Here is a 21623-nt window from a genome sequence, read left to right as displayed (position 1 = left end):
TGATTCTTTTTTTATTCTTATTTTGTTCCCGGCGTTGAAGCGATGATCTTCATTTCGCCTTCGACTTTCCATTCCGTAATTTCCGCTGGTAAGATGCAGCTTGTGCCAGGCTTCATTTCATAGCTCTGGCCGTCAACGATCAAATTGCCATAGCCTTCGATCACAGTCACTAACGTATAGTCACCAGATTTTTTCAACGAAAGTTCACCGACAACATCCCATTCGTAAACATTAAAGAATTCGGTCTTTAGGTAAGTGATTACAGAAGATGTGCCTTTTTTGCTTTCCGTTACTTCTAACTCAGGGCTGATTGCTGGGACGGTCGTTACGTCGATCGATTGCTGAATGTGTAATTCACGCGTATTTCCTTGATCGTCTTTGCGATCGTAGTCGTATACCCGATAAGTCGTATCAGAACTTTGTTGGGTCTCCAAAATCATGATGCCTTTTCCGATCGCGTGGATGGTTCCACTTGGTACATAGAAAAAGTCTCCCGCCTTAACCGGCACACGGCGTAATAAATCATCCCACCGGCCTGCTTCGATCATTTCCGCTAATTCTTCACGAGTCTTGGCATTGTGGCCATAAACAATTTCTGAGCCGGGCTTCGCATTAATAATATACCAGCATTCGGTCTTGCCTAATTCGCCTTCGTGTTTTAAGCCGTAGCTGTCATCTGGATGAACTTGGACAGATAGATCATCTTCCGCATCCAAAATTTTCGTTAATAATGGGAAAACATCTCCTTCAGCGTTGCCGAACAGTTCCCGATGATCTTGCCAAAGCTCACTGACGGTTTTGCCTTTGTGTGGTCCGTTCTCTACGATACTTACCCCATGAGGATGTCCGCTGATGGCCCAATCTTCACCGATCTTGTCGTTCGGGATATCAAAACCGAAAACGGTGTGGAGTTGATCTCCACCCCAAATTTTTTCTTGAAATACGGGTTTTAAAAATAATGGTTCCATGAGTTGTTACTCCTTCTAACTATCGTTATTTTTGATAAATGTTGCTTCTTTCCTTTAAATAGCAGGCTAAAATTTCATCACGCTCTGCTACATAACGAGCTCGATGATCTTCTAGATGAACACGATTTGACAAAAAAATAAAGGCCGATTGCTTTTTTATATCCAACATCAGAAATGTCCCTGTGTAGCCAGTGTGAAAAAGCAACGGTGCTTGATCTTTCGGACTGAATTTCAAATCCCAACCTAGCGAACGCTCGCCAGCTTTCGTTGGTGTCTGATCCTTTAGCAATTCACGAATTGTCTTGTCATGTAAATAAATTTTATCCTGAACTCGACCAAGATTCAAATACATTTTTGCAAATTTACTTAAATCTTTCAGATTCGTAAACAGTCCTGCGTTGCCAGCATGTTCCGCTAAAATGCGCGCCTTCGGATCATGAGTAATGCCCTTTAGAATCCTTCCATCACTTTGCTTTTGCGTCGGAACGATTCGATCATAAGATGGTTCTGGTAAAAAAAGACTCGCTGACATCTGTAATGGCTGTAGCACTTCTTGTCTGAAAACCTCGATCACGTCTTTTTGATAGAGCTCTTCAATCAGAAAACCAAGCAAAATCGTTCCCGCGTCCGTATATTGTACAACTTCTCCAAGCCGCTCACCCGGTTCTAATTTCAGATAAGCCTCTCGTAATTCTGCCGCATTCAGTTGATTACGATTGGGGATATAAGTCTGGATATCTGATGTATGAGTCAATAAGTGACGCAACGTAATTCGGCGATTTTGAAAATTCGGCAATAAGTCATGCAGCGGTTGATCCCAAGTGAGCTTGCCTGCTTCAAAAAGTCTCAGCATAACAGTCGTAGTACAAACAACTTTAGTTAGCGACGCCACATCGAAAAGAAAATCTTCTGCCATCGGGATGACGGTCGGTTCAATTTGCGCGTTGCCTAGTACTTGTACATCTTCTTGTTGATCTTCGATGAATTGAAAAACTGCACCGGGAAAAATCTTCTGCTTCATCTTTGCTTCAATTAAGTGACGTGTCTCTGGATACATCTCAGCCCCTCTTTCAAAAATAGTTCCCCAAAAGTATAGCACAATCAGAAAACGAAAACTTTTGAACCTTTAAAAAATATGGATCTCCCAAATGAGAATTTTCCTGTAAAATAAACAGAAGGAAATCACATTTTAAAAAGGAGCAAAAAAATGAAGCAAAGAATGAAGCAGTTGCTTGCCCGTTTTTGCCAGCCGCAAAGATGGCTCATATTTCTCGGTTCGTTTTGTTTACTCTGGGGATTGCAGACATTCATTTCAGATTTGCGGATTCAAGTCATCGGTCTGTTTGTTATTTTTGCCGCCTGCAGCCTTTTCATCTATCACTATACCGACGATTTTCCCGAAAAAGGGATATTTTCCGAGCCACTGTATAATCTGGTTAGCTTTTTGATTTGTCAGGCCTTCCTCTGTTTGATCCTCTATGTCACTAATGACGGTGAAAAGCTTCAATTGTTTGACTTTCCTATTGTTTATTTTCAACTCTTAGTGCTTTTTCTATTATAGTCTTTGAGAAAGGCTTTCGCGAACTCGCTCAGCTTTTTGCTTATTGCCGATAAAGCTAGTTCGTGAATCCGAACATGGCTCGACCTGCTGTAAAGCGATTTATTCATATGAAAACTTTATACCTTCTTTATAAATCAAAAAAAAGCCGCGATTGCTCGCGGCTTTTTACTATTTCAATACAAACCACCATTCAAGTCCAGCTGGATCGTAAATCGTAATCAATGATTGCTTCTTATCACGGAAATATTCCCGCTCTTTCTCATCTAAGTGGCTGCTTAATTCCGTCAGCATTTCTTTTGAAACAAGAAATTGTAAAAAGTCTAATCCTAAAACTTTGTCCGTTGGTTCATCAATCGTTCCACCCGTAGCAACAGTTAAACCAACATTAAATTCGCCGCGGTTTAAAAGCAGCTCTTCTTCAGTCTCATCATGAACCTCTAAACCTAAAATATCCGCCAAAAAATCCTGCTGACGAGCTATATCACTAATATTCAAATGGATCTTGTCAAAATAAGCGTCGTGGATTTTCTCCCGTTTTGTCGCCTTTTTTTCTAATTCCTTAAAATCAAGACTGATCGGTTCCGCTGTTGAACGTTCATTACTAGGAGCGTAGAAGATTTCAATTTCATTTCCCTCAGGATCTTCAAACAGCAAGCCCTTTTCAGCATCTGCCTGTAAAGCAGACTTCACGGGATATTTTTCTTTTTCTGCACGATAGTAAACGTTCGCTAATTCTTCAATATTCGGTACAACTAATGAGACACGCTGCATTTTTTTGATTTCTCCACGATGTTCACTTGCTCGTGGGCTTTCTTCCAACCAAAGCAATTCGCTAGCTGGATCTTTGTATCCTAAAATCGCTAATTCGTTTTCTTCCCGCAACAAATGTAAACCAATGATATCACGATAAAAATGAATCATGCCGTCCCGATCTTTCACACGAATGGCGATTGTTTTTAAATTAAGTTTCCCTAAATGAAAATTATCCATGGTCGTCTTCCCTCCGTCACTTCTATTTTAACGAGGGAATCTGAATCACGCAAGTGAAACCTATTGCTGTCGGACGTTTAGAGACATTCCTTTTTCAGCAGGCTAAACTTTAGTAAACTCTTCAATCTACAGAAAAATTTGATCTTTTGAAACAACTAGGTCATTTTTGAAAATTTTTCGAGTATTTTCTTTTATATTCGTCAAATTGAATAAAAAAATACTGGATAACACTTGTAATCGCAGTACAAATAGATTAAATTGAAATCTATATTAAGAAAGAAAAGGTTTTGAAAAAAATGAATAACTCAGTAACTACAAAAGAATTTATGTCGCTTGCCGCAAAAGAATCCGTGGATGTTTTAGACTTAAGAGACCCTGAATTTTATGATAGCTTTGATTTATTGAAGGGCTCCAGTGTCCTGCAAATTCCTTTGACTCAATTACCGAATCAATTAGGCCAATTAAACAAAGGTAAAACGTATTACCTTTTCACTCAATTTGGCGGTCGTTCAAAAACAATGGCACAATTTTTAAGAGATCAGGGCTACCAAGTCATTAATGTCATTGGTGGAGCCTCAGCTTATCAAAAATATATGGCAAGCTAATCAAAAAGTGAGCGTTTCGATTATTTAGAGCAGATAAATTGCGCATTATAACTTTTTTGTGTAGGATTGTCAATAGTAAAAAGTAAATATTATAAGGAGTGTTCGTCGTGGCAAATGTTTTAGTCGTAAATGCCCACCCGTTATCAGCAGAAGATTCACAAACTGTTACCATTTTAGATACATTTATTGAGGAACATCAATTACGTCATCCGGAAGATGTTATCACTATGCTGGATTTGTATTATACTGATCTACCTGAAATTGATGGTGATCTCTTATTAGCTTGGAAAACCTTGCAAAAAGGTGCTGAATTCACTGATTTAAATGACGCCCAACAAGAAAAGGTTCGAATTTTTAATGAATTCACTGATCAATTTTTAGCAAGTGAAAAAATTGTTATTGCAAATGCTTTATGGAATTTGAATATTCCTTCAAAATTAAAATCTTGGTTCGATACAATCAACGTTGCAGGTAAAACGTTTAGATATACTGCCGAAGGACCTGTTGGTTTAATTACTGATAAAAAGGCAATCCATATCCAATCAAGTGGTGGTACATATAATGGGCAAGATTTTTCAGCACAATATGTCAAAGGAATCTTGAATTTTATCGGAATCACTGATTTTGATTCTATTTATATTGAAGGTGCCGATTATGCTCCTGAAAAAGCCCCTGAAATTATGGCCGCAGCGAAGGAAAAAGCAAAAGTTTTAGCCGCACAATTTTAATCTATCCACATTGTAAAAAAGGACCTGTCGATCATTGATCGACAGGTCCTTTTTCTTCGTTTTCATATAAGGGAGATACACGCTTATACCATTCAAATACGTGGATCACGACCACTTTTGCAACCGCATAAAATGGGATCCCCAAAATTACACCAGAAATTCCAAAAATTTTCCCAGCCGTCAATAAGACAAACATGATCGTTACTGGATGTATTTCTAATTGATTGCCTAAAACTAATGGTGAAACAATTCGTCCTTCGATCGTTTGCTCAATCGCAAAAACAATGATCACCTTCACGAGCATGAAAGGACTCGTGACAATCGCAATAAAAATGACTGGAATCATCGCTAAAAAGGAACCTAGATAAGGAACCAAATTTAAAAAGCCAGCTAAGATCCCTAATGTGATCGCGTAATTCAATCCCGCAATGGAAAAACCAATGATGAACATCACTGCCACGGTAAAGGCCACAGTCAATTGCCCTCGAATATAAGAAGCCAGCTGCGAGTTCATTTCCGTCAATACCCGTAACGTCGGCTCTCTCGTCTTATCTGGTAAAAATTTGAGCAAATACGGGGCCAGTTTGTCGCCATCCTTCAATAAGAAAAAGAGAATGATCGGTGCTGTAACTAAAGCAATCACGACGGTCGCCAATGTAGAAACAACACTTCCTAATCCTTGCAACGTTACGCGAGAAACATTTTGCGTAATCTCCGTCAAAGATTCTAATAATTTTTGCAAACTGCTTTCAATATGTTCTTGGAAGGGTTGAAATGATCGATCTTTAAAGATTTCATTTGCTTTGTCTGTAATCGTATCGAAGTAGCCAGGCATACTTTTAATCAACGAGCCGACTTGCTCCCGGATCATCGGCACGATCACAACGATGCCCCAAGCAATCAATGCGACAACGACAATGAATAGTAAAATAATTCCGATTGATCGCTTGATTCCCTTACTTTCCAAAAAGTTTACGACCGGATTCATTAAGTAATACAAAATTCCGGCGATCACTACTGGTAACCCGACGATCGCAAAAAATTGCCCTATTGGTTCAAAGAGATAGGAAACTTTTGTAAATACTAACGTAATCAATAGGAGCAATAAAACGATGATCAGGGCCACCACCACTTGGCTATTTAAAAACCATTTCCAAAACCACGAGGTGCGTTCACCTAATTTCTTTTTATCCATACTCTCACATCCCTACTGAAACGTAATCTTCATTCCGACTTCTAATTCTGGAAGTTTTTCTGGACTCACATAGACCGCATTCGCAATTGTTCCAACTTCTGCTTGAAAGAAAATTGTCGCGTGACCGATCTCATTTAAATTTTGATTTGCCACCGGGCCCACGCCCTGCACTTGATAGCTTTGGTCGCCAAAAATGATGCGACTGCCTGCTTTTAATGCAATCGTCTCATCGCTGATTTTTTTTTGAACGACAGAGACATCCAACAAATCTGGTGTGATGGTTTCACCAAAAAGTACGATAATATTTTCGTCATTAACTGCTTCTTTGCCAATTTGAGTTATTTCCGTTACTGTCATAATTCACGCTCTTTCTTAGTTTATTTTCCAATTATATCACAAAGTTAGCGCTATCCAAGAAGGAATAAACTTGCTAAAATAGGAGGTACATTGAAGGAGGTTTTCAAATGATTCAAAAGATAATCTTAGGAACATATACACGCCGTGTAAGTGAGGGCATCTATCAAATCGAATTAGATACTACCACTGAAACGCTGAACAATTTGCAATTGGTTACTAAGGAAACGAGTCCTACCTACCTTGCCAAAAGCAAAGAAAACTATCTGTACTCCGTAACAAGTCATGAAGGCGAAGGCGGCGTCTCTAGTTATGATCCGCAAAGTAAATTATTAAACATCGTAACAGAAGAAGGTGCGCCTCCTTGTTACGTTGCCGTAGACGATAACCGACAATTAGTCTATGGTGCCAACTACCATAAAGGTGAAGTAAATACTTACGCCATCCAAAACGATGGCTCACTAAAAGCCGTTGCTTCTATTATTCATACAGAGCCAACTGGTCCCCATAAAAACCAAGATCATGCCCATGCCCATTACAGCGATTTAACCCCTGATCAGCGGCTAGTTGTTTGTGACCTTGGAACAGATCGCATTTATACCTACGATGTCGCTGAGACAGGCGAAATTGAAGAGGTCGCAGTTTATGTGGCTGAACCTGGCACGGGGCCACGTCATCTTGTTTTCCATCCGAATAAAGCCTTGGCCTATCTGTTTGGTGAATTAGACAGCAGCGTGAGTGTCTTAGAATACGACAAGACCGACGGCAGCTTCACTCAAAAACAAAAAGTTTCGACCTTACCAGCAGATTTTGACGGCGACAACGGCGGTGCAGCCATTCGAATCTCAACCGACGGACGCCACTTGTATGCATCAAATCGTGGCCATAACTCCATCGCAGTCTTTGCCATTGATGAAGCCGGAACGACGATCGAAATGATCCAATCCATCTCAACAGAAGGCGATTTCCCTAGAGATTTCGCTTTAAGTTCCGACGATGCCTATGTAGTAGCTGCCAATCAAAATAGCGACAACCTAACTTTATACCGTCGCGATGCTGAAACTGGCCTTTTAGTCATGATCCAAAAAGATGTCTACGCGCCAGAATCCGTTTGCGTATATTTTGATTAAGTCAATTTGAGAGGATTCTGAAATGAATAAAGAAGAAGTCATCGAGCGGCTAAAAAAAGACTTGGACTTGCCGAATTTTAAAGGCCGGCTTGAGGAAAAAGAATACACCGAAGAAGAATATCAAAAAATTAAAAAAGATCTGAATGACTATTTCGAAGATTACGTAAGAAATATCGAGATCTAAAAGTCTGAGGCCCACGTGAATACTTCACGCGGACCTCAGCTTTTTTATTTTATATGTATGATTCTATTGAGTATGTTAAAAAAATTGATTTAACTACCATTGGCTAGATTGATTTATGGGATTCATTTTGCGAAACCCACGAAAAATGCGGTTGACTCTCACCACGCATACGATTCCGCTAAAACTCGCAGNTGCGAAACCCACGAAAAATGCGGTTGACTCTCACCACGCATACGATTCCGCTAAAACTCGCAGGCGACTCAATAAAAAAGAAAGTAAATTTTTTCAAGATTTACGCTCATTCTAGTCGACATATCATTTTTCTAACCTGCTGAAGCAGGAAGAAAAACTGACAGCTAGTTCAAATTTAGGAATGCATTTTGCGAAACCCACGAAAAATGCGTTTAACTCTCATCACGCATACGATTCCACTAATCACGCTAAAGCTCGCAAGCGACTCAATAAAAAAGAAAGTAAATTTTTTCAAAATTTACGCTCATTCTCGTCGGCATATCATTTTTCTAACATGCTAAAGCAGGAAGAAAAACTGACAGCTAGTTCAAATTTAGGAATGCATTTTTCGAAACCGACGAAAAATGCGTTTAACTCTCATCACACATACGATTCCACTAATCACGCTGAAGCGTGAAGTGGAACTCGCAAAAAAAAGCACCGATCGGCAAATCGGTGCTAAAGGAGTATTACCTAAATGCAATGAAAAAGAAAAGGTTGTTATTGGTTATGAAGTAATCATACCTGATTCTTTCTCTGCTGTATTTAAAATAACGTTATAATAAAATTAAAAAACCTTTGTTGTGTTTAAAGTTTATATTGTTTACTATTTCAATAACAGATTTGTAATTTTTTGAATCGTTTTATAGATTATATCGGTTGCTTCATCTTGTTTTTTTTCAGCTGCGTTGAATGCCTCTTCGTTGACTTCTGGCAACAAGCTATCGGTCATTTCTTGGCAACCGGCAACATATTGAACATACGCTTTTTGGAAGCTCTTATGATTTCCCATTACTTTAGCCGGTGGTTTCATCATACCGATTTTTTCTAAATTCAATTGGTAAAAATGAGTACCTTCCTCGAATAGATCATGAATCTCTGACAAACGTTCCTCATCAAATTCGTTGATTTTCTTTTCGTCTAAAGCTTTTCGAATTTCTTCATAGCTTGGGTGTAAACGTTCACCCATTTTTTCTGTATTTTGAACAATTTCGTTAATTTCTCCAGCATAAAAGCCTGTATTTGGTCGCATTCTTATATTCCTACTTTCTTTGGTATGATACTTCCATTTTACTGATTTTCTTACATTATGCAAAGCGGTTATGAAAATATTTAGAATCACCCATCATATCCGTGTTGAAAAAATCCATTAAAAAAAGCGGGCAAGGCTGACAAATCCGTCAAGCATTACCCGCTACATTAATTAATCTTTATTTTTCATTGCTCCACGTTGGAAGGCTTTTACGATCTCAACGATTGGAATAATCGCAAAGGAAGCACCGATCACGATTCCCCATTGATATAAATCTAGATGAGCCACCCGGAAAACGTCATTCAATCCTGGCACGACAATGATCACCATCATCAAAGCGAAGGATAATAAGATCGCCCAGTTAAAGCTCTTATTGCGGAATGCTCCGACTTTGAATAATGATTGATGAACAGACTTCACGTTAAAGGCATGGAACAATTGCATCAAGCCTAAAGTTGCAAAAGCCATCGTCAACGCATCTGAATGAACTTCAGCGTAGGCAGTATGAACCGGCCACTGAATCGCTGACCAATAGACGAATAATACAGTAGCAGCTTCTAAAATCCCTTGATAAATAATACTTGAGAAAACACCGCCAGAGAATAAGTTTGAGCTGCGACCGCGAGGCTTATGCTGCATCAAATCTTTTTCGGCCGGCTCCATCCCAAGTGCAATCGCTGGGAAGGTATCGGTCACTAGGTTAATCCATAATAAATGAATCGGCAACAAGGTGTCCCAACCAAGTAAAGTCGCAATAAATAGGGTTAAGACTTCCCCAAGGTTAGCAGCTAGTAAATATTGAACCGCTTTTTGGATGTTCGAGAAGACTTTCCGTCCTTCTTCAACGGCCACGACAATCGTCGCAAAGTTGTCATCGGCAAGAACCATATCAGAGGCACCTTTGGAAACTTCTGTTCCAGTGATCCCCATGCCGATGCCGATATCCGCTTGTTTCAAAGCAGGCGCATCATTGACACCGTCACCGGTCATGGCAACGACCTTGCCTTCTTTTTGCCAAGCTTTAACGATCCGAACTTTATGTTCCGGCGACACACGAGCATAAACAGAATAATGTTCCACTTTTTGCGCGAACTCTTCATCGGACATTTCGTTTAATTGGGCACCCGTTAAAACGGACGCATCGTCCCCTTTTTCAATGATGCCTAAACGAGCAGCGATGGCTTCTGCCGTATCTTTGTGGTCTCCAGTGATCATGATTGGACGAACACCAGCATCTTTTGCTACTCGTACCGCTTCAGCTGCTTCAGCACGCTCTGGATCGATCATGCCGACAAGTCCTGCGAAAATCAAATCATTTTCAATGACTTCCGCTTCCAATTCAGCTGGAACTTGATCAACATACTTATAAGCCATTCCCAAGACACGCAACGCTTGTTGAGCCATGTCTTTATTATTCGCTAGAATATCTTGTTTTTCTTTTTCAGTCATTGGTACGACTTGACCGTTTAACAAGATTTGTGACGCTCGATCCAATAAAACATCAGGCGCTCCTTTGACAGCAACCAAAATTTTACCTGCTGCTTCTTCATGGAGCGTACTCATTAATTTACGATCGGAATCAAATGGCAGCTCTGCCACGCGGGGTTGTTCGGCTACTTTTTCACGGACATCAAAGCCGTTGTTCAACCCAAATTGAACCAGTGCCGTTTCCGTTGGATCTCCAATCAAGCTACCGTCTTGGGCAATTTTTGTATCATTGGCATAGTTCATGACTTTCATCGCCATGCTGTCTACAGGCACTTCACCATTTGCGTCATATTGATGATTGTCGACGTATAATTTTTCCACCGTCATTTGGTTCAAAGTCAACGTACCGGTCTTATCTGAGGCGATAATGTCGGTTGAGCCCAAGGTTTCAACGGCTGGTAATTTACGAATCACCGAGTTTCGTTTGGCCATGACTTGTGTTCCTAAAGCCAGAATAATCGTTACAATCGCTGGCAAGCCTTCTGGAATAGCGGCAACGGCTAATGAGATTGAAGTCAATAACATATCGACCCAAGAGGTGTCATTAAAGACCGTTCCAACGAAAAACATCACCACAGCGATAATAATAATTGCTAGGGTTAAAAATTTACCTAATTGGTTCAAATTGTTTTTTAGCGGTGTCTCTGTTTCATCAGCTTGAGCCAACATCCCGGCGATTTTTCCGACTTCAGTCGTCATTCCGGTATTGACTACCACACCTTTTCCGCGACCGTAAGTGACATTACTATTTGAGTAAGCCATATTGACGCGATCCCCGATACCAACCTCGCCTTCGTTAATGACGATTAGCTCTTTTTCAACGGGAACAGATTCACCAGTCAAAGCCGCTTCTTCGATCTTTAATGAAGCCACTTCGATCAATCGTAAATCAGCAGGTACCACATCACCGGCTTCTAGCATCACGATATCTCCCGGTACAAGCTCAGTCGATTTGATTGAGCTGACATGTCCATCTCGAAGCACATTGGCATTCGGTGTTGACATTTCTCGTAACGCTTCGATCGCTTGCTCCGCTTTTGACTCCTGCACGACACCCATCACCGCGTTAATAATCACTACCGCTAAGATAATGAATGAATCGACGACTTCGTGGGAAACGACTGCGGAAATCACCGCTGCAAATAACAAGACGATAATCATTAGATCCTTGAACTGTTCAAAGAACCGCACAAGCATACTTTTCTTTTCGCCTTCTTCTAGCTCGTTCAAACCAAATTCAGTTAAACGCTTTTGCGCTTCTGCTGAAGTCAATCCTTCTTCAGTCGTTTGAACTTCTGCTAAAACCTGGTCTGTTTCTTCTGTGTAGAAAGGTTTTATTAGTTGTTGCTTTTTTTCCTCTGACATCTTTTTCCTCCTTATTCGATTCGAATGTCACCATAATCTAAGTTCAATGGACATTCTTTTTATTCGTGTTTCTGTTGGAAGTAAAAAAAAAGGACTTGTGTATGCGAAAAACACATACATAAGTCTCACTATTTAAGACAACACCAGAAATATTCTTTCTTGTTGGTGGCGTTGCCACAGCGATCGCTGCTAGTTACTCCCTCATGAATACAAGAGAAATTATATCATGAGGAAAGAGAGAAATACAGTCTTTTATTCTAGAATCCATCAATTTAAAAGGCTTTCATGACAGGTTTTTACCCAGAAATCTTCAGCAGATACTTGCTCCATGCCCATTATGAATTTTTCCCGAATCGCTGGGTACTCTTGAGCCAAATTGGTCACGAGTTTTTTGATCTCTTCTCGCTTAGTTTTTTTATCCACAGGACACGGATTAAAAATCACCGGCAGCTCCTCGCGTTTCACAAAACGGATAATTTGTTTTTCTTCCAAATAGATCATTGGCCGGATCAGTGTTACTTTTGTCTTCGTTAAATAGCTTTTCGGTTCAAAGCTGTTCAGTCGTCCGTGAAACAAAAAGTTCATAAAATAGGTTTCAAGGGCATCATCCACATGATGACCTAACGCCACTTTTTGACAACCCAATTCGCTGGCGCGATTATATAAAATCCCGCGACGCAGCTTGGCGCAAAGAGAACAAGGCGATTTTTCTTCACGAATCTCAAAGACCACCTTAGCGATATTCGTCGGAACAATTTCAAGGTCATAACCCATGCTTTCCACAAATTCCTGCATCGGCGTAATATCGCAATCCTCAAAGCCCATATCAAGTGTGATCGGCACAATCTCAAAATCAAAACCTAAGCGGCGCTGACGGCGGATGCGATCTAGCAATACCAGTAAGGTAGTGCTGTCTTTGCCGCCGCTCATACCGATCGCCACTTTGTCGCCAGGCTCGATCATCTGATGATTTAAAATTGCGCGCCGCATTGGATTGTAATAACTCTGATTGTCTTTCTTTTTAAATGACATAGCTGCTCCTTCATTCTAGTCAAAGAAATTCTCCTTCAAACTATACTGTTTTCCCGTCGTGATATCATACTGAATCATTTGATAGTCTTGGTAAATTTTCTCCTGCTTTTGATTCAATTTGACTTCTTTATTCCAATTCCCCGCTTGGTAATACATACCTTTTTCAAAAGCTGGAAGCTCTTTTTGTAAATGAACCAATAGTTCTTGGAAGCCAGTCATTTGCAGGCGTCCTTGCTGGAACAGATCTGCGCCAAAATAAAAAGGACTCGTGACCGTTCGTTGATTATTCAATTGATGACGATTGTCATACATTAAAAATTCGGTCTCATGTAAGCGTGGTCCTTGATTTTTCGCCTGAATCTCGTCTGAGTAGATCCCCGGCAAATGATCTCCCCAAAAAACTACTAGCGTCCGCTCTGGCAGATCATCTAATTTTTTTAGAAAGGCTTGTAGCGCTTGACTGCTGTATGCAATGTCCTGCATATAACTACGCAAAGCGGTGGTATTCTCTCCGCGAGCCAGGTAAGGCAGTTCGCTGTATTTATTTTCATAAGGCATATGGGTCTGCATCGTGACCAAATGAAGAAACTGCGGTTTTTTCTGATTCGTTAAATGATCGTAAACTTCATTATAGGCCGCCTCATCTGAAATATACGGATTGTCTTCGATCTTAGCTTGATGCTTCATCGTCTCTTCATCTAAAAATTGATCGAAGCCAAAAGTTTGATACACATCTTTACGTTTATACATCGATGTATTGTAAGGATGAATCGCAGTCGTTTGGTAGCCTCTTTTTTCCAACGTGCTGACCAATGAAGGAAAACGCTCGAACTTTGGTACTAGCATCGTATACGGGGTAGACATTTGTGCATTGAACAATTCCATTGAAAAACCAGTCAATGCTTCGAATTCAATATTAGCCGTCCCACCGCCATAATTTTGCGACAACATTTGGCCGCTATAAGTTTGATCCGCGACTTCACGATATGCCTGTAAAGGATCGCCACCTAAGATTTCCAACCCCTTCAAACGACTAGGATCAGAAAAGCTTTCACTCATGACATACACAATATTCGGCTTGTCGGTCGTTGTCTCTGATTCAGCCGGTTGATAGCTTTTAGTAATTTTTTTGATTTCACTCGCTGAATAGCCTTGTGGCTGATTCATCGCTTCCACCGGTAAGTTATACAAAAAGCCACCCATGAAGCCAGTATTGTAATAATTCATTTTTTGACTATAAGGAATCCACAACGCGGTTTGATTGTAGGCTTTACGTAAAAGATTATTTTGATTATTGAAACCACCAATATAAAAAAGCAAGCCGCTCGTTAATAGAAAGATACCGACTCGCACCCATTGTCGCTGTTTTTTTAAGCGAATACTTTTTTTCAAACTCACTAAAATCAAAACCACGCCAGCGGCTAACAGCAGCAAGAACAAAAGAAATAAAGGCGTGCTGACCATATCCCGGATCATGCCAAATTCGATCACCATTTTCAAATCATTGGGATAAATTGGCTCCATTCGATAGGTCATTTTTAAATAATTAGCGATCCCGATCCCAATCAGCAATAGCGAGTAAAAAAGCCCGCCAATCCGTAAAGACCCCAAGAAGCTACTGATCCAGCCAAAGAAGATCAATAATACCAAACATCCCAAGAAAAATTTTTCCGTATGCCAAGAAAACGCGAATTTAAAAGCTAAGTCAAAGGAAAAATCATTTTGTGTTAATTGTAAAAATAAATTTGAACAAATAATAAACAGGACTACACCTAAAACTTTTCCCACTAGCCCCCAAGGAATCTTTCGTATTTTTTCCATAAGTCGCTCCCATCCATGAATCACTAGGTATTTTAACGAGAATTCCATAGAAAGTAAAGGCGCTAAAGGGAATCTACTTTTATTTTAAATGAATAAATAGTTTGAGATTGGTGGATGGGAAAATTATCTTCGTGCACATATCTAGCCGCTAAATAAAAAGCTGACTTCGTAATTTAAAAAAAGTATATCCACACAGAGCGAAAAGTTGGACTGGCAGCTAACTCAGACAATAGGATTCTTTTTTCGGAAACCACGAAAAAATTTTTTTATCTTCGTACGCATATCATCCAACTAAACTACTCACTTCATAATTCAAATAAGCAATGATCGTACACCTGAACTCAATATCCTGCAAAAAGTTGGACTGACAAAAATAAGCTTAGCGGGGAATCATCCCTACTAAGCTTATTGATTATTTCCAAAAATCATCAAAGACGGAAATTGGTAAATGGCGTTTGTGTTGGGTTTTATTCCACCAATTTTCAATCGTTGTTTGGGCTTTTGGATCAATATTTTTTCCTTCAAGGTAGTCATCAATATTGTCATACGTGACACCTAAGGCGACTTCATCGGCAACTAATGGCTTGCCATCTTCTAAGTCGGCGGTTGGAACCTTCAAATACAACGCTTCATCGGCGCCTAGTTCTTGTAGCAGCATTTTCCCTTGCCGTTTGTTCAAGCGGAACAACGGTAAGATATCCGCTCCGCCGTCGCCAAATTTAGTAAAGAAGCCAGTCACATTTTCTGCGGCATGGTCCGTACCCACTACGGCTCCTTGATTGTCACCAGCGATGCCGTATTGAGTAATCATCCGTTGCCGCGCTTTGATATTGCCTTTATTGAAGTCGCTGATTGTGATACCCGCTTCTTCAAGTGCAGCGACTTGCGCATCGACCGCTCCTTTGATATTTACCCGTAAGCTGACATCGGGTTGGATAAAGTCCAAGGCTCGTTTCGCGTCCGCCTCATCAGCTTGCTCGCCATAAGGCAAACGAACAGCAATAAATTTATAGCTATCGTCATCAGTCTCAGCTCGTAGTTCTTCAATCGCTAATTGCGCTAGACGACCTGCTAATGAAGAATCTTGTCCGCCACTGATTCCTAACACAAGTGTTTTTAAAAAAGGATTTTTAGTTAAGTAAGCCTTCAAAAATTCAATGCTCGTCCGAATCTCAGCTTTAGGATCGATCGTCGGTTTTACACCTAGTTCTTTAATAATCGTTGTTTGTACTGTCATAAACTATCAACTCCTAATCGTCTTGCTGCATTTTCTTCACAGAATTGCGAACTTGATCCATGATTTTATTTTTATGGTTCCAGCAATCTGTTGAAAGGTCCACTGGATATTTTTGCGGATTCAAATCACGTTTATATTCTTCCCACAATGAATCCAAGCTATCTTTGGCAGTTTGTTTCACCACTTCCAAATCTGGCAATTCATACACCAATTTCCCATCGACAAAAATATCTTGTAAAATTGGCCGTGCTTCGAAATTACGCACCGTCTTATTGATGTAGGTATAGACCGGATGGAACATGAAGATTTCACTTTCTTCTCGTGGGTCTTCATCCCATAAAGTCACATAATCCCCTTCTGATTTGCCGTCAGAATTACGGGTGATCCGCCAAACTTGTTTTTTACCTGGTGTCGTGACTTTTTCGGCGTTGCTGGAAAGCTTGATGGTATCCATCATTTCACCCTTCTCGTTTTCGATCGAGACAAGTTTAAAGACTGCGCCTAATGCCGGCTGGTCGTAAGCGGTGATCAGTTTAGTTCCTACACCCCAAACATCAATCTTCGCATGCTGCATTTTTAAATTCAGAATCGTACTTTCATCTAAATCATTTGAAGCATAGACTTTCGCATCAGGAAAACCAGCTTCGTCTAATTGTTGACGGACGCGTTTAGAAATGTACGCCATATCGCCGCTGTCGATACGAACACCTAAGAAATTAATCTGGTCCCCCATTTCTTTCGCCACTTTGATGGCGTTTGGAACACCTGAATTTAACGTATCATAAGTATCCACTAAAAAGACACAATCACGATGCGTTTGTGCATAGGCTTTAAAGGCATCATAGTCATTGCCGTAAGATTGGACTAAAGAATGGGCGTGGGTCCCACTGTCAGGAATACCAAAAATCTTGCCTGCTCGCACGTTACTAGTAGCATCTGCTCCACCAATGTAAGCTGCTCGTGTCCCCCAAAGCGCCGCATCTAATTCTTGCGCCCGCCGTGTTCCAAATTCTAATAAAGGATCATCGCCAATCACAGATTTAATTCGGGCTGATTTCGTAGCGATCAACGTTTGGAAATTAACAATATTTAACAACGCTGTCTCAACTAGTTGGCATTGTAATAATGAACCTTCCACTTGAATGATCGGCTCATTACTAAAAACCAACTCGCCTTCGATCGCTGAACGTACGGTACAAGTGAATTTAAACTCTCGCAGGTAATCAATAAAAGCATCTGGATAGCCTTCGACCTCTTTTAAATACGCCAAATCACTTTCACTAAAGCTTAATTCTTCCAAATAATTAACCAATCGTTCCAATCCCGCAAAGATGACATAACCGTTATCGAATGGCATATTACGGAAATAACATTCGAATACCGCATGAAGATCGGCACGTCCAGTCTCCCAATAGGTTTTCATCATATTGATTTGATAAAGGTCCGTATGGAGGGTCAAACTGTCATCTTCGTACAACTTTTTCATAATCATGCTCCTTATTTGTTTTAGTAATCTAAACTATTTTAAATATTATATCACAAGAGGAGCTAACTCGGGATTACAAGCTTTCCTGACCAAAGCTTGCATTCATAAAAAAAAAGAAAGACCGCCAGTCTTTCTTTTCGAAACTATTGTTGTGGAACTTGGTATTCTATTGCGATAATGTCTTTGTAGCTTTCCTTCGGCCGCATGCCAGCTTCTAAGATTTGTTTTTTATAGCCGACATCAACAGTTACCGCTTGACGATCAACTTTCAATAAGCGATGAATAATCGTATCTACCTCTTGATGACTGATCTTCCGCTGGCGATTCAAAAGTAACAACGTGATCGTGTCAAAGCGATCTGCGTAAATGATTTTTGTCCGGTCATAGGCATACAATTTCAATAATTTGATTGCCTTACGATTATTAAACATATGCTGCATAAGATTTGGATACAGTGTTTCTAAATTTACATTGCTATTTAAAGGTGTCTCAATTAATTTCATACAATTAGCTCCTTTGATATTTTATTCATCGTCAACAGTCTAATTTTAACATAGGAATGGAAGCATTTTTGATAAACAAAAAGATTTTTTTCCTAAAAAATAAGTAAAAAATCATGATTATTTTTTAAACGCTCGAACATAATCGTTCACTTTCAAAAAAAGCACTAACGACCAATCAAAGAGCAAAAAAGCATCACCGGAATTTTCCGATGACGCTAAATTATTCGGCTATGCTTACATCATGCCGCCCATCATTGATGGGTCCATTGCAGGGGCTGCCGCGCCACCTTCAACAGGTTTGTCAGCAACAACTGCTTCAGTTGTTAATAATAGCGCTGAGACAGAAGCCGCATTTTGTAATGCTGAACGAGTTACTTTCGTTGGGTCAACGATTCCGGCATCGATCATATCAACATATTCACCAGAGGCTGCATTGAAACCAGTGCCACGATCAGCATTTTTCAATTTGTCGATAACGACTGAGCCTTCAAAGCCAGCATTTTCAGCGATTTGACGAACGGGTTCTTCTAATGCTCGAACCACGATCTTGATACCAGTAGCGGCATCGCCTTCAGCATCTAAATCTGCGACCTTCTTAATCACGTTGACTAAGGCAGTACCACCGCCGGCAACGATTCCTTCTTCAACAGCCGCACGGGTTGAATTCAAAGCGTCTTCGATTCGTAATTTTAATTCTTTTAATTCTGTTTCAGTCGCCGCACCAACTTTAACGACGGCAACTCCGCCAGCAAGTTTTGCTAGACGTTCTTGTAATTTTTCACGGTCAAAATCAGAAGTTGTTTCACTGATTTGACGTTTAATTAATTCTACTCGTTCAGTCAAGCGTTCTTTGTCACCTGAGCCTTCAACGATCGTTGTATTGTCTTTATCGACAACAACTTTTCCAGCAGTCCCTAAGTTTTCGATTGTAGCTTCTTTAAGATCTAAACCTAAGTCTTCAGTAATAACTGTTGCACCAGTCAAGATCGCGATGTCTTCAAGCATTGCTTTACGACGATCACCAAAACCAGGAGCTTTCACTGCCACAACGTTAAATGTTCCACGGATCTTGTTCAAGACTAAGGTTGGTAATGCTTCGCCATCAACATCGTCAGCGATGATCAATAATGAACGAGATTGTTGCAACACTTGTTCTAACAATGGCAAGATATCTTGGATGTTCGAGATTTTCTTGTCAGTGATCAAGATGTATGGATTTTCTAAAGCAGCTTCCATTTTATCGTTGTCAGTTACCATATATTGAGATAAGTAACCTCGATCGAATTGCATCCCTTCAACAACATCTAATTCTGTATCGATCCCTTTAGATTCTTCAATGGTAATAACGCCATCGTTACCAACTTTTTCCATTGCTTCAGCGATCAATTTACCGACTTCTTCACTGCCAGATGAAACGGCCGCAACTTGTGCAATAGCATCTTTTGAGTCAACGACTTTAGAAATGCTGTGTAATTCTTCAACAGCTGCTTTGGTTGCCATTTCGATCCCGCGACGAATTCCCATTGGGTTTGCGCCGGCAGTCACGTTTTTCAAGCCTTCACGAACGATTGCTTGAGTCAAAACGGTGGCTGTAGTTGTTCCGTCACCAGCGATATCGTTGGTTTTTGAAGCAACTTCAGAAACAAGCTTAGCGCCCATGTTTTCGAAGTGGTCTTCTAATTCGATATCTTTTGCGATAGTGACCCCATCATTTGTGATCAATGGAGAACCATATGATTTTTCTAAAACAACATTACGTCCTTTTGGCCCTAATGTTACTTTCACTGTATCTGCTAATTTGTCTACCCCACGAAGCATTGCTGCGCGTGCGTCTTCAGAAAATTTGATTTCTTTTGCCATAATTTCTTCACCTCATTATTTTTATTCGACGATTGCCATAATATCTTTTGCAGCGATAATCAAGTATTCACTGCCGTCATATTTTACTTCTGTCCCAGAATATTTTTCAAACATTACCATATCACCAACAGCTACTGGCATTGGACTTTTTTGACCGTTTTCTAGTACATTGCCTTCACCGACAGCGACAACTTTTGCTGTTTGTGGTTTTTCTTTGGCTGCAGAAGCTAAGACTAAACCTCCAACTGTTTTTTCTTCTTCTTGAGTTACTTCAAGAATGACACGATCACCTAATGGTTTTAACACGATAAATCCCTCCAACTAGTAATGATATTCAAGTTGTTAGCACTCGATAACTTAGAGTGCTAACTCACAGTTATTATCATACTCATTTTCGATTCTTTTTGCAAGTCCTTCGTTTGTCTTTTTCGATTTTTCTCCCGCTAAGTTTTTATAGGAATTATGGTATACTTGGGAACAATAAGAGTTTAGAAAGGAAAAATAATGAACGCAAAAAAATATAGCTTTATTACGATCTTTACTTATGGCTTAGTTTTGTTCTCGCCCGTGATCTTTTTGCAAGTCTTTAGCGCAAATCCCTCGCAAATTATTCAGCTGACAACGTTGACTTATTTCTTAGGCGCGGCGTTGATGATCTTTTATCGTTACAAGTCTCAGCTCTTCGGCATCGAGTCTCAACAAAAAAAAGTCCTGATCGCCATTTTGATTGGCGTCATTGGTATACCGGCTTCGCTACTCTTGCAAATGCTTATTTTGCAAATTGAGCAGCGCTTCCTAGGTCAATCCGCTACTTCTCAAAATACGCAAAATATTGTGGATTTGATCATGAACAATATGGTCTTCATTTTCGCTACTACTATCGCTGGTCCAATTATGGAAGAATTCGTTTTCCGGCGTGCAATTTTCGGATCACTAGAAAAAAGATTCGGCTTTCTCATTCCAGCACTACTCAGTTCGCTGTTGTTTGCCTTCGCCCATAACGATGGCCACTATCTTTTGTATGCGGGGCTGGGCTTCTTATTCTGCGGCATGTATCGTTATAGCGGACGAATTTGGACCTCCATGATTACCCATGTCGGTATGAACTTATTAGTGATTCTGACCCAGCTCGCTGTTCATTCAGATAAGTTGATTCAGCACTAATCTTTTGCCTTTTTAGAAAAACCTCCTTAAACTGATATTAAGCAATCAGTTTAAGGAGGTTTTTTGATGAAAGTAGCAATTATTGGCGCTACCGGTAATGCCGGCTCGCACCTATTAAAAGAAGCGCTGAATCGTGATTTAGCAGTAACTGCGATCGTTCGCCATCCAGAAAAGTTAGAAGTAAAGGTTCCCATTTTAGTCAAAGATTTATTTGAATTAACAACACAGGACCTAACTTATTTTGATGTGGTCATTGATGCCTTTCGCCCACCGGTGGGTAAAGAATTTCTGCATCAAACTTCATTACGCCATCTAACCGACTTGTTAAAGGGCAGTCAAACGCGTCTACTAGTCGTTGGCGGAACATCCTCTTTGTTCGTTGATGAGGAGCATCGCATGATTGACCTTTCTGATCCTAACGCGGTTTACTATCCAACGGCCTACAATATGTACCAAGCATTTCTTGAGCTAAAAGAGCAGCAAGATTTAGACTGGACTTATTTAAGCCCTGCCGCAAATTTTATTCCTGACGGCGAACGAACCGGTCAATATCAAGTTAGTGATGAATATTTACGAAAAAACGCTGCTGGAAAAAGCGAAATCAGCATGGCCGATTACGCGGTCGCAATGATCGATGAAGTGATCACGCCAAAACACGAGAAAGAGCACTTCAGCGTTTATCATTAAT

At 40.3% G+C, this 21623-nt stretch carries 22 protein-coding genes; 8 read left to right on the top strand and 14 right to left on the bottom strand.

Translation table 11 applies throughout. The annotated features are described in order from the left end of the window. Window positions 1-17: 17 nt before the first annotated feature. Window positions 18-968, bottom strand: coding sequence for a mannose-6-phosphate isomerase, class I (manA, locus tag RV00_RS01250; protein WP_071860788.1), 951 nt, complete (start codon window positions 966-968; stop codon window positions 18-20). 25 nt (window positions 969-993) lie between these two features. After that, window positions 994-2025: a serine hydrolase domain-containing protein gene (locus RV00_RS01245; RefSeq protein ID WP_071860787.1), complete on the bottom strand. Its 1032-nt coding sequence runs from the start codon at window positions 2023-2025 to the stop codon at window positions 994-996. Between the two features lie 150 nt (window positions 2026-2175). Here RV00_RS01245 and RV00_RS16215 point away from each other — a divergent pair, with 150 nt between their 5' ends. Next, a complete protein-coding gene (locus RV00_RS16215) occupies window positions 2176-2529 on the top strand; it encodes a hypothetical protein (RefSeq protein WP_143141759.1) in 354 nt (117 codons plus the stop codon). A gap of 168 nt (window positions 2530-2697) precedes the next feature. Here RV00_RS16215 and RV00_RS01235 read toward each other — a convergent pair whose 3' ends face one another. Beyond that, the gene (locus RV00_RS01235) at window positions 2698-3519 is read right to left on the bottom strand and encodes a VOC family protein (protein ID WP_071860785.1); all 822 of its coding nucleotides are present in this window, start codon (window positions 3517-3519) and stop codon (window positions 2698-2700) included. A 296-nt stretch (window positions 3520-3815) separates the two neighbouring features. Here RV00_RS01235 and RV00_RS01230 point away from each other — a divergent pair, with 296 nt between their 5' ends. Further along, window positions 3816-4124 (top strand): rhodanese-like domain-containing protein, encoded by a 309-nt coding sequence (locus RV00_RS01230; RefSeq protein ID WP_071861036.1) that lies wholly within the window; start codon window positions 3816-3818, stop codon window positions 4122-4124. 107 nt (window positions 4125-4231) lie between these two features. Further along, entirely contained in the window at window positions 4232-4852 is a 621-nt protein-coding gene (locus RV00_RS01225; protein ID WP_071860784.1) for an FMN-dependent NADH-azoreductase, read from the top strand. A gap of 31 nt (window positions 4853-4883) precedes the next feature. Here RV00_RS01225 and RV00_RS01220 read toward each other — a convergent pair whose 3' ends face one another. Both RV00_RS01220 and RV00_RS01215 read right to left on the bottom strand, forming a co-directional pair. Continuing rightward, window positions 4884-6047 carry an AI-2E family transporter gene (locus RV00_RS01220; RefSeq protein ID WP_071860783.1) on the bottom strand — a complete coding sequence of 388 codons (1164 nt, stop codon included), beginning with the start codon at window positions 6045-6047 and terminating at the stop codon, window positions 4884-4886. A 12-nt stretch (window positions 6048-6059) separates the two neighbouring features. Continuing rightward, window positions 6060-6404: a PTS glucitol/sorbitol transporter subunit IIA gene (locus tag RV00_RS01215; RefSeq protein ID WP_071860782.1), complete on the bottom strand. Its 345-nt coding sequence runs from the start codon at window positions 6402-6404 to the stop codon at window positions 6060-6062. A 107-nt stretch (window positions 6405-6511) separates the two neighbouring features. On the opposite strand from RV00_RS01215, the gene RV00_RS01210 reads away from it, so the two are divergent. From RV00_RS01210 to RV00_RS16335, 3 genes are all read left to right on the top strand, one after another. Then, the gene (locus RV00_RS01210; RefSeq protein WP_071860781.1) at window positions 6512-7531 is read left to right on the top strand and encodes a lactonase family protein; all 1020 of its coding nucleotides are present in this window, start codon (window positions 6512-6514) and stop codon (window positions 7529-7531) included. Window positions 7532-7553: 22 nt separating this feature from the next. Further along, the gene (locus tag RV00_RS16340; protein ID WP_169818918.1) at window positions 7554-7715 is read left to right on the top strand and encodes a hypothetical protein; all 162 of its coding nucleotides are present in this window, start codon (window positions 7554-7556) and stop codon (window positions 7713-7715) included. A gap of 650 nt (window positions 7716-8365) precedes the next feature. Continuing rightward, window positions 8366-8509: a hypothetical protein gene (locus tag RV00_RS16335; protein ID WP_169818917.1), complete on the top strand. Its 144-nt coding sequence runs from the start codon at window positions 8366-8368 to the stop codon at window positions 8507-8509. A 44-nt stretch (window positions 8510-8553) separates the two neighbouring features. On the opposite strand, the gene RV00_RS01200 is transcribed toward RV00_RS16335, so the two are convergent. From RV00_RS01200 to groES, 9 genes are all read right to left on the bottom strand, one after another. Then, on the bottom strand, window positions 8554-8979 hold the full coding sequence (locus RV00_RS01200) for a hypothetical protein (protein ID WP_071860779.1): 426 nt from the start codon (window positions 8977-8979) through the stop codon (window positions 8554-8556). Between the two features lie 171 nt (window positions 8980-9150). Continuing rightward, complete coding sequence (locus RV00_RS01195; RefSeq protein ID WP_071860778.1) at window positions 9151-11832, bottom strand: cation-translocating P-type ATPase; 2682 nt, start codon at window positions 11830-11832, stop codon at window positions 9151-9153. 267 nt (window positions 11833-12099) lie between these two features. Continuing rightward, the gene (locus RV00_RS01190; protein ID WP_071860777.1) at window positions 12100-12864 is read right to left on the bottom strand and encodes a tRNA 2-thiocytidine biosynthesis TtcA family protein; all 765 of its coding nucleotides are present in this window, start codon (window positions 12862-12864) and stop codon (window positions 12100-12102) included. Window positions 12865-12879: 15 nt separating this feature from the next. Further along, the gene (locus RV00_RS01185; protein ID WP_071860776.1) at window positions 12880-14685 is read right to left on the bottom strand and encodes an LTA synthase family protein; all 1806 of its coding nucleotides are present in this window, start codon (window positions 14683-14685) and stop codon (window positions 12880-12882) included. Between the two features lie 412 nt (window positions 14686-15097). Next, a complete protein-coding gene (gene nadE / locus RV00_RS01180) occupies window positions 15098-15922 on the bottom strand; it encodes an ammonia-dependent NAD(+) synthetase (RefSeq protein WP_071860775.1) in 825 nt (274 codons plus the stop codon). A 13-nt stretch (window positions 15923-15935) separates the two neighbouring features. Then, a complete protein-coding gene (locus RV00_RS01175) occupies window positions 15936-17408 on the bottom strand; it encodes a nicotinate phosphoribosyltransferase (protein ID WP_071860774.1) in 1473 nt (490 codons plus the stop codon). A 143-nt stretch (window positions 17409-17551) separates the two neighbouring features. After that, window positions 17552-17911 (bottom strand): DUF1827 family protein, encoded by a 360-nt coding sequence (locus RV00_RS01170; RefSeq protein ID WP_071860773.1) that lies wholly within the window; start codon window positions 17909-17911, stop codon window positions 17552-17554. 234 nt (window positions 17912-18145) lie between these two features. Beyond that, window positions 18146-19771 carry a chaperonin GroEL gene (groL, locus tag RV00_RS01165; protein ID WP_071860772.1) on the bottom strand — a complete coding sequence of 542 codons (1626 nt, stop codon included), beginning with the start codon at window positions 19769-19771 and terminating at the stop codon, window positions 18146-18148. Window positions 19772-19792: 21 nt separating this feature from the next. Beyond that, a complete protein-coding gene (gene groES, locus RV00_RS01160; protein ID WP_071860771.1) occupies window positions 19793-20077 on the bottom strand; it encodes a co-chaperone GroES in 285 nt (94 codons plus the stop codon). A 198-nt stretch (window positions 20078-20275) separates the two neighbouring features. On the opposite strand from groES, the gene RV00_RS01155 reads away from it, so the two are divergent. Next, complete coding sequence (locus tag RV00_RS01155) at window positions 20276-20935, top strand: CPBP family intramembrane glutamic endopeptidase (protein ID WP_071860770.1); 660 nt, start codon at window positions 20276-20278, stop codon at window positions 20933-20935. Between the two features lie 66 nt (window positions 20936-21001). Further along, a complete protein-coding gene (locus tag RV00_RS01150) occupies window positions 21002-21622 on the top strand; it encodes an NAD(P)-dependent oxidoreductase (RefSeq protein ID WP_071860769.1) in 621 nt (206 codons plus the stop codon). Window position 21623: the final 1 nt, after the last annotated feature.

The organism is Enterococcus devriesei (assembly GCF_001885905.1).
Lineage (GTDB): Bacteria > Bacillota > Bacilli > Lactobacillales > Enterococcaceae > Enterococcus_A > Enterococcus_A devriesei.
The sequence above is the reverse complement of the archived record's forward strand: the minus strand, read 5'-3'. Positions and strand labels throughout refer to the sequence as shown.